Origin of the sequence: Streptomyces sp. NPDC021356 (assembly GCF_040641015.1) — a bacterium.
Taxonomy (GTDB): Bacteria; Actinomycetota; Actinomycetes; order Streptomycetales; family Streptomycetaceae; genus Streptomyces.
The window spans coordinates 1-9,791 of sequence record NZ_JBFACU010000081.1; the positions used below are offsets into that span (position 1 = coordinate 1).

General features: G+C 73.6%; 4 protein-coding genes. All 4 read right to left on the bottom strand.

Translation table 11 applies throughout. The annotated features are described in order from the left end of the window. Nucleotides 1–114 precede the first annotated feature (114 nt). A complete protein-coding gene (gene panD, locus AB0G56_RS41580) occupies nucleotides 115–528 on the bottom strand; it encodes an aspartate 1-decarboxylase (protein WP_360981371.1) in 414 nt (137 codons plus the stop codon). 14 nt (nucleotides 529–542) lie between these two features. Further along, a complete protein-coding gene (locus AB0G56_RS41585) occupies nucleotides 543–767 on the bottom strand; it encodes an MbtH family protein (RefSeq protein WP_360981374.1) in 225 nt (74 codons plus the stop codon). Nucleotides 768–770: 3 nt separating this feature from the next. Then, nucleotides 771–7,940 carry an amino acid adenylation domain-containing protein gene (locus tag AB0G56_RS41590; protein ID WP_360981377.1) on the bottom strand — a complete coding sequence of 2,390 codons (7,170 nt, stop codon included), beginning with the start codon at nucleotides 7,938–7,940 and terminating at the stop codon, nucleotides 771–773. Further along, nucleotides 7,937–9,791 (bottom strand): condensation domain-containing protein (locus AB0G56_RS41595; RefSeq protein ID WP_360981380.1); only part of this gene is annotated, 1,855 nt, incomplete at its 5' end. The genes AB0G56_RS41595 and AB0G56_RS41590, both read right to left, overlap by 4 nt.

The window sequence follows — 9,791 nt, forward strand, 5'->3', positions numbered from 1 at the left end:
CCGTCTCGGCTTTGGGGGGGGGGGGGGGCCCCCCCCCCCCCCCGCGCGGTGGGGGCGGCGGGGGGGGGCCGGGCCCCCCCCCCCCCCCCCCCCCGGCGGTCCCGTGTGCCCGGCTCAGCGGGCCGCCGGCGCCGGCTCCAGGACGCCGACCCCGCCGGCCAGTGCGGGGTCGTCGCTCTCCTCCAGGATCCGGTTGTGCTCGTCCACGAAGACCACGCACGGCTTCAGCTCCCGGGCCTGGGCGTCGGCCACGACGCCGTACCCGATGATGATCACCAGGTCGCCCTGGTGGACGAGCCGGGCCGCCGCGCCGTTGACCTTGACCATCCCGGAGCCGCGTTCGCCCTCGATGACGTACGTCTCCAGGCGCGACCCGTTGTTGATGTCGACCACGTGGACCAGCTCGCCGTGGAGCAGGTCGGCGGCCTCCATCAGGTCCGGGTCCAGGGTGAGCGAGCCCACGTAGTTCAGGTCGGCCTGGGTGACCGTGGCCCGGTGGATCTTCGACTTCAGCATCGTCCGGAACACTGCGCGCCCGCCTCTCAGTTCGCCGAGCCCGCGGCGTCCATCGCCGCGATCAGGCTGGCCGGCCGCATGTCGGTCCAGTTCTCGTTGATGTAGTCCAGGCACGTCTGCCGGTCCGTCTCCTCCACGACGACGGTCCAGCCGTCCGGCACCTCGGCGAAGGACGGCCACAGCGAGTGCTGGCCCTCGTCGTTGACCAGGACCAGGTACGTGCCGTCCGCGTCCTCGAACGGATTGCTCATCGTTCAGACCCCCTGTATCGGTGCGGACCCGGTCCGCAACTCGTTCATCTTCTCGGCGACAACTCGCCCTATCCGGGCAGTGGGTGCCGGCTCCGTCAGCAATTCCTCGTGCTCGGCATCCACATCGTAGTTTTCCAACCGACCTTCCGTATAGGGATTCCAGGCAGTGACGTCACGCCGGTTCCGGGTTTCCTCGGAAACCCGGGCAGCTGTGAAGAAGAGCACATCACCGCGGAAGACTTCGGGTTCGTGGCGGGACATCATCCGCACATTGTTCACGTAGACGTTCTTGACCGCGACGACTTCGTCCGCCGTCAACTCGGCCAGCGCCCTGTTCTCGCGCCGCAGGAATTCCCGGTAGCGCTCCACGGGGAAGCGGTCGTCGCTCAGCTCGCTCATCTCGAAGTCGAACCCGATCGACCGCAGGCTGTTCGCGACGATCTCCGCCTCGGAGCGTTCGGGGGCCTGGCGGCCACGGCCGCTCGACGGGTAGGCGTCCACCAGGCACAGCAGCTCCACCTCGGCGCCCAGCGCCTGGAGCCGGGTGGCGACGGCCTGGGCGACCGGGCCGCCGAAGGACCAGCCCAGGATGCGGTAGGGGCCCTCGGGCCGGACCGAACGGATCAGTTCGGCGTACGAGGCCGCCATCTGAGTCACGTCGGCGGGCAGCCGCGCGTCGCGGTCCCCGATCCCGCGGGCCTGGAGGGCGTAGAGCGGGGTGTCCGGATCGAGGTGGGCGAGCAGTCCGGCGTAGCACCAGCCGAGGCCGGCCGCCGGGTGGACGCAGAACAGCGGTGTGTCCGTGCCCCGTTCGCGCAGTGGGAGCAGTTCGCCGAACGGGTCGTGTCGGATTCCTCGGTCGATCTCCTCGGCCAGGAGCGCGACGGTCGGCGCCTCGAACAGGCTCCGGATGGACAGGTCGGCGCCGAGGACGGCGCGGATCCGGCCGAGCAGCCGGGCCACCAGCAGCGAGTGGCCGCCCAGGGCGAAGAAGTCGTCGTCGACGCCCACTTCGGGCACCTTGAGCACCTCGGCGAAGAGGGTGCACAGCACCTCCTCGCGCGGGCCGTTCGGGCCCCGTCCGGCGCGTGCCGCGTAGGGGGGGACGGGCAGGGCCCGCCGGTCGAGTTTGCCGTTGGCGGTCAGCGGCAGTTCGCCGACGGCCGTGAAGACGGCCGGGATCATGTAGTCCGGCAGCCGTTCGCCGAGGTGGGCGCGTAGCTCGGGGGTGCCGGGCAGCTCGCCGGCCGGTACCGCGTACGCCACCAGGCGGCGGTCGCCGGGCCGGTCCTCGCGCAGCACGACGGCGGCCTGGGCGATGCGCGGGTGCGCGCAGAGCGCGGCCTCCACCTCGCCGGGTTCGATACGGAAGCCGCGCAGTTTGATCTGCTGGTCGGCGCGGCCCAGGAACTCCAGCTGCCCGTCGGCGCGCAGCCGCACCCGGTCGCCGGTGCGGTACATGCGCTCGCCCGGTTCGAAGGGGCAGGCCACGAAGCGCTCCGCGGTCGGTGCCGGACGGCCGAGGTAGCCGCGGGCCAGGCCGGCGCCGGTGACGTACAGCTCGCCGACCACGCCCGGGGGCACCGGGCGCAGACGGTCGTCGAGCACGTACAGGCCGGTGTTGTCGACGGCCGTGCCGATCGGGGCGGTGGCGGGCCAGTCCGCCGGGTCGCCGGGCAGGGTGGCGCCGGTCGCCGCGTGGGTCTCGCTGGGGCCGTAGTGGTTGTGCAGCCGCAGGCCCGGCCGCGCGGCGAAGAACCCACGGACGGTGGGGGTGAGGTTGAGCGCCTCGCCGGCCTGGGCGACGTCGGTCAGGCGCGGCAGCGGTGCGCCGAGTTCCGCCGCCGCCTCGGCCAGCGCCTCGACGACCAGGTTGGGTGCGTGCAGCTGCTCGATGTCGTTCTCCTCCAGCCAGCGCACCAGTCGGCGCGGGTCGCGCCGGACGTCCTCCGGGCAGGGCACGAGGTGTTTCCCGCCGAGCAGCGCGGAGAGGATCTCGTGCACCGACACGTCGAAGCTGATCCCCGCGAACTGGGCGACGGCCGCGCCGGGCCGGCGCGGGGGCATGGCCTCCTCGTGCCAGGAGACCAGGTTGTCCATGGCCCGTGCGGGCATCAGAACACCCTTCGGGCGGCCCGTCGAACCGGAGGTGTAGACGGCGTACACCGGGCGGTCCGGTGACAGTGTCCCGGCCGGTGGAGGCGTCGCGGGGGGCTCGGCCCGGTCCGCGGCGGTGCCGGGCGCGTCGAGGAGCAGCAGGGGGCCGGCCTCGCCGGGCAGCCTCGGGGCGACCTCGGCCGTCGTCAGGACCAGGACCGGTCGCGCGTCCTCGGTCATGCGGGCGAGGCGTTCCGCCGGGTACTCCGGGTCGAGCGGCAGGTAGCCCGCGCCGGTCCTGAGCACGGCGAGCAGTGCGACGACGAGGTCAGCCGAGCGGCGCAGGGCGAGCCCCACCAGGCGCTCGGGGCGGGCGCCGCGGCGGGCCAGCAGCCCGGCGAGCCGGCCTGACGCCGCGTCGAGCTGCTCGTACGTCAGGGTCCTCGTGCCGTCCTGCACTGCCACGGCCTGCGGGGTGCGGCGTGCCTGCTCCTCGAACCGCTGGGTGAGGCTCGCGCGGGGCAGCCGACGGACGCGGGGGCGGGTGAGCAGCCGGGCCCGCTCGCCGGGGTCGAGCAGTTCGGCCCGGCCGATGGGCTGCCCGGGTGCCTCGGCCAGTGCGCGCAGCAGCCGCAGGAACCGTTCGGCGAGCGCCTCGGCCGTGGCGGCGTCGAACAGGTCGGCGCTGTATTCGAGGACGGCGTTGAGGCCGGCGGGGGTGCCGTCGCCGTCGTGCACGTCGGCGAACGCGAAGAGCAGGTCGAAGCGGGAGACGGCGGAGCCGACGGCCTGGCCGGTCACCTTCAGGCCGGGCAGTTGCTCGATGGCCTCGTGCGCGGCCTGCTGGTCGGTGTTGTTGAACGCCAGCATCACCTGGAACAGCGGGTGGCGGGCCAGGGACCGGGCCGGGTTGAGCAGTTCCACCAGCCGTTCGAACGGCACGTCCTGGTGGGCGTAGGCGGCGAGGGACTCCTCACGGACCCGGCGCACCAGTTCCTCGAAGGTCGGGTCGCCGGAGGTGTCGGTGCGCAGGACGAGGGTGTTGACGAAGAAGCCGACCAGGTCCTCCAGGGCGTCGTCGGTGCGTCCGGCGATCGGGGTGCCGATCGGGATGTCGTCGCCCGCGCCCACCCGGGACAGGGTCACGGCCAGTGCGGCCTGTACGACCATGAAGACGGTCGCCCGGTTCTTCCGGGCCAGCTCGACCAGAGCGGCGTGGAGGTCCGCCGGTACCTGGAAGCCGACGCGGGCGCCGGTCCGGCCGGCCACCGCGGGCCTCGGCCGGTCGGCGGGCAGGTCGAGCTCCTCGGGCAGTCCCGCGAGCGCCTGCCGCCAGTGGGCGAGCTGGCGCGAGACGAGGCTGCCGGGGTCCTCCTCGGAGCCGAGTGTCTCGCGCTGCCACAGCGTGTAGTCGGCGTACTGCACGGGCAGTTCCCGCCACCGCGGCGCGCTCCCGGCACAGCGGGCGGCGTAGGCGGTGGCCAGGTCCCGGCCCAGGGGCCGCCGCGACCAGGCGTCGCCTGCGATGTGGTGGACGAGCAGGAGCAGCACGTGGTCCTCGGGGCCCAGCTCGAACAGGGTCGCGCGCAGGGGCAGTTCGCGTGCCAGGTCGAAACCGTACCTGCTCGCGGCCCGCAGTTCTCCCGGCAGCCGGGCCTCGTCGGTGACGACGGTGTGGAACGGCACGGTGGCCCCGGCCGGGTCGCGCACGATCTGGTGGGCGCCGTCGGCGTCCTCGGCGAACACGGTGCGCAGCGACTCGTGGCGGGCCACGACGTCGTCGAGGGCCTGTCGCAGCGCGGCCCGGTCGAGCGGGCCGTGGAAGCGCCGGGAGACCGGGATGTTGTAGGTGGGGCTGGGGCCCTCCATGCGGTGCAGGAACCACAGCCGTGACTGGGCGTACGACAACGGCAGCCGCTCCGGCCGGACGGCCGGCCGGGTCACGGCGCGCCGGGCGTCGCCGCCGCCGTCCAGGGCCCCCGCGAGTCCTGCCACGGTGGGCGTGTCGAAGAGCCGGCGCACCGACAGTTCGACGTCCAGGGTGGCGCGGATACGGCTCACCAGGCGGGTGGCGAGCAGCGAGTGGCCGCCCAGGTCGAAGAAGTCGTCGTCGATGCCGACGGCCGGCCGGCGCAGCACCTCGGCGAAGAGCGAGCAGAGGATCTCCTCGCGCGGTGAGCGCGGCGCGCGTCCGCCGGGGACGGCCTCGTGCTCGGGCGCGGGCAGGGCCCGGCGGTCCAGCTTGCCGTTCGGGGTCAGCGGCAGCGCGTCGAGGGCGATCACCGCGTCCGGCACCATGTACTCCGGGAGCGTGGCCGCGGCGTGCTCGCGCACCGCCGCCGGCGCGGGCGCCGCGCCCTGCTCGGGGACGACGTACGCGACGAGCCGCCGGTCGCCGGGCACGTCCTCGCGCACCACGACGGCGGTGCGCGCCACGTCCGGATGGCCGCCGACCACGGACTCGATCTCGCCCAGCTCGATGCGGTAGCCGCGGATCTTGACCTGTCCGTCGACGCGGCCCACGAACTCCAGTTCGCCGGCCTCGTTCCAGCGGGCCAGGTCTCCGGTGCGGTACATGCGTTCACCGGGCGCGCCGTAGGGGCAGGCCACGAAGCGCTCCGCGGTCAGGTCCTGCCGTCCGAGGTAGCCGCGGGCGAGGCCGGTGCCGGCGATGTACACCTCGCCGGCCGTGCCCGGCGGGGCCGGCTGGAGCCCGGCGTCGAGGACGAGGATGCGGGTGTTCCAGAAGGGGCGGCCCACCGGGACGGCTCCGGCGGGGACCTTCGTGCCGGGTGCGATGGGGTTCTCGACGCTGTTCACGGTGGCTTCCGTGGCGCCGTAGACGTTGATCACGGTGGCGTCGGGGTGCCGGGCCCGCCAGCGGTCCAGGGCCTCGCCCACCAGCAGTTCGCCGCCGAGCATCAGGGTGCGGGTGGGCGACACCTCGTCCGGCAGTTCGTCGAGGAGGGCGAGGACGCTGGGTGTGCCCTTGAGGAACGTGGCGGGCGGACCGGCGGCGGCCCCTTCGGTGAGTTCGGCGATGTGCACGCGGCCGCCGCTGACCAGCGGGGTGTACAGGCCGGTCACCGTCAGGTCGAAGGAGATCGGCGAGTGCAGCAGCGTGGTGCCGGCGGCGGTCGGGTACGCCTCCTTGGCCCGTACCAGGTAGGCGCCCAGCGAGCGGTGTTCGATGACGACGCCCTTGGGGCGGCCCGTCGAGCCCGAGGTGAAGACGACGTAGGCGGGGTTGGCGAGGGACAGCGGCGCCACGCGGTCGGCGTCGCTCAGGTCCGCGCCGGAGTACGCCGCCGGGTCGGCGTCGTCGAGGAGGATCCGGGGTGCGGCGTGCTCCGGCAGCGCCGGGGCCAGCTCCCTGGTGGTGAGCAGCAGGGCCGGGTCGGCGCTGTCCAGCATGTGGGCGATGCGGTCGGCGGGGTGGCCGGGGTCCAGCGGCAGGTACGCGGCGCCCGTCTTGAGTACGGCCAGCATGCCGACCGCCGCCTGCACGGTGCGCGGCAGCGCCAGGGCCACGAACCGCTCGGGCGCCGCGCCGCGGGCGACGAGCAGCCTCGCCAGCCGGTTCGCGCGCTCGTTCAGCTCGGCGTAGGTCAGCCGCTCGGCGCCGCTGACCACGGCCTCGGCGCCGGGCGTGCGGGCGGCCTGCTCCTGGAACAGGGTGACGACATCGCTGCGGCGGACCTCGCGGGCCGTGTCGTTCCATTCCTCCAGGACGCGGCGCCGCTCGGCGCGGGAGAGCACGTCGAGTGTGCCGACGGGGCGCCGGGGGTCGTCCAGGACCGCGGTCAGGACGCGGCGCAGCCGTTCGCCGACGGCCGTGGCCGTCTCCTCGGTGAACACGTCGGGGCGGAAGTCGACGCGGAACCGCAGGCGGCTGCCCGGCTTGACGATCAGGCCGAGCGGATAGTGCATGCCGTCCTGGGTCTCGACGCCGGTGACCCGCACGCCGTGCGGCGGCGCGGACGCGTCCGCGGCCGGGGCGCTCGCCGGGTCGAGCGGATAGTTCTCGAAGACGAGTACCGAGTCGAACAGCTCGCCCAGGCCCGCCAGTTCCTGGATCCGGGTCAGGCCCAGGTACTGGTGGTCGAGGAGCCGGGCCTGCTCCGACTGGAGCCGGCCGAGCAGGTCGGCGAGCGGCTGCGCGGGGTTCAGCCGCAGGCGCAGCGGCAGGGTGTTGATGAACAGGCCGACCATGTTCTCGACACCGTCCAGCTCCGGCGGCCGCCCGGAGACGGTCACGCCGAACACCACGTCGGTGCGGCCCACCAGACGGGACAGCACGATCGCCCAGGCCGCCTGCGCCACGGTGTTGAGGGTGACACCGAGTTCGCGGGCGCGTTCGGTCAGCCGTGCCGTCTCCTGCTCCGTGAGCGCCAGTTCGATCCGGCCGGGGACCACGGGCACCCGGCCGGAGGCGGCGGGCGCGACCCGGAACGGCTCCTCAAGGCCGGCGAGCGCCTCCCGCCAGGCGCGCTCGCCCGCCTCGCGGTCACGTCCGGCGAGCCAGCCGAGGTAGTCGCGGTACGGGCGGACGCGCGGCAGCCGTGAGGTGTCGCCGCCGTTCAGGTACAGCGCCAGCAGCTCGCGCAGCAGCACCGGGCGCGACCATCCGTCCCACAGCACATGGTGGTTGGTCAGCACGAAGCGGTGCCGGTCCGGCCCGTACCGCAGCAGGGTGAACCGCACGAGCGGTGGTTGGGCCAGGTCGAAGCGGCGGGCGCGGTCCGCGTCGAGGACCCGGCGCGCCTCGCGTTCCCGCTGGTCGGGCGGCAGTCCGCTCAGATCCACCTCGTGCCAGTCGAGGGGTACGTCCCTCAGCACGATCTGGACCGGCCGGCTCAGACCCTCGTGGCGCAGCGCCGTACGGAGGTTGGCGTGCCGCGCCAGGAGCGCCTGCGCGGCGGTCCGCAACGCCTTGGCGTCCAGCGCCCCCTGAAGGTCCAGAACCATCTGAACGGTGTAGATGTCCAGCGCCTTCTCGTCGAAGACGTTGTGGAACAGCAGCCCCTCCTGCAACGGAGACAGCGGCAGTATGTCCTCCAACGCGGACTGCTTCATTCCGACGTCCTCCACTCGGCTTCGAGCCGGTCGATGTCGCTCTGGTCCAACATGGCCAGCGGTACGTCGGACGGGGTGAACCCGCCCGAGGTCCCGTCGGCCGCGTGGTCGACGAGCGCGCGCAGCGCCCGGAACCACTCCTGGGCAAGCTCCTGCACCTCTTCCTCGGTGAGCAGCCCCTGGGCCCAGGTCCAGGCGGCGAGGAGTTCGGGCCCGTCCTCGCCGTCGCGGGTGATGGCGTTCAGTTCGACCGCATGGGTCAGCGGCATCGCGGCGTCCCGTCCGCCGCCGATGCCCGCGGTGCCGGGCGCCGTCGCCCAGTCGGCCGCCTCCTGTTCCCGGGAGGCGAACCGGCCCAGGTAGTTGAACTTGATCTGCGGGCGGGAGAGCGGGGCGAGGATCGCCGCCGTCCTGGGGTTGAGCCGGCGCAGCAGCCCATGGCCCAGTCCCTTGCCCGGAACGGCCCGCAGCTGCTCCTTCACCCGCTTCAGCGCCGCGCCCTCGTCGGCCGTCCCGGCGGTGTCGAGCCGGACGGGATGGGTGGTGGTGAACCATCCGACGGTACGGGTGAGATCAGCGCCCGGCAGCACCTCCTCCGCGCGGCCGTGGGCTTCCAGCTCCACGAGTACGCCGTGTTCGGCCGCCGCGCCCCGCCACCGGCGGACCGCCGTCGCGAAGGCGGTGAGCAGGACGTCGTTGATCTCCGCGTGGAACGCCGCCGGCACCGTCGTCAGGAGGGGCTCGGTCACGTCCGCGGGCAGTTCCCGTGTCAGGTGACCGGTCGAGGCGACGGTGTCGCGCACCGGGTCCAGCGGGCGGGCGCCCAGCGGCGCGTCCGGGTGCCCCAGCACCCGCGTCCAGTGGCCCAGCTCGGCGGTGGTCCGCGGTTCGCGGGCCAGCTCGTGCAGGTGCCGTGCCCAGCGGCGCAGGGAGGTGCCCACCGGTTCGAGGACCGCCTCACGGCCGGCCGCGACGTCCCGCCAGGCCTGGGCGAGGTCCGGGGCGAGGATCCGCATCGACACCCCGTCCACCACCAAGTGGTGAAGTACGAGCAGCAGTTGACCGGGGGTGTCACGGCCACGGTCGAACCAGACCGCCCGCACCATGATCCCGTCACGCGGGGACAGGCGGGTCCGGGCCCGTGCCCCGTGCTCGGTCATCACGGCACGCAGTTCCGCCTCGTCGAGTCCGGCCGCGTCGATGCGCTCGACACAGCCTTCCGCGCTCACGGATCCCGCCTCGGTCACCTCAAGGGACCAGTCCTCGGTGCCGTCCGGCACGGTGAGCCGCATCCGCAGCGCGTCGTGGTGGTCGAGCACCGCCTGCAGCGCCCGCGTCAGGGTCTGGCGGCTCAGCGCGGGCGGGACGCGCAGCACGGTGGACTGGTTGAACTCCGCGAACGGGCCGCCGCGGGAGGCCAGTTCCTTCATGATCGGCGTGAGCGGGACCTCGCCCACCCCGTCGTCCGGTGCCGTCGGTGCGGCATCCCCCGTGTCCTGGGCGACCTCGGCGAGGCGGGCCACCGTCTTGCACTCGAAGACGTCACGCGGAGAGAGCCGCAGTCCGGCCCGGCGTGCCGCACTCACCAACTGGATCGACATGATGCTGTCGCCGCCGAGGTCGAAGAAGCTGTCGTCGACGCCGGCCTCGGGCACCCGCAGGACCTCCGCGAAGAGCCCGCAGAGCTGCTGTTCCCGCTCCGAGACAGGCGCTCGGGACGTTGCGCCGGCGGCGTACTCGGGGTCGGGGAGGGCCTTGCGGTCGAGTTTGCCGTGCGGGGTCAGCGGGAGCGCGTCCAGGACCACGACCGCGGACGGCACCATGTACTCCGGCAGCGTCTCACCGAGCGAC

Bases quoted from the DNA above. Each gene is read 5' to 3' on its own strand.
- AB0G56_RS41585 (WP_360981374.1), bottom strand. From the start codon at position 767: ATGAGCAATCCGTTCGAGGACGCGGACGGCACGTACCTGGTCCTGGTC.
- AB0G56_RS41590 (WP_360981377.1), bottom strand. From the start codon at position 7,940: ATGAAGCAGTCCGCGTTGGAGGACATACTGCCGCTGTCTCCGTTGCAG.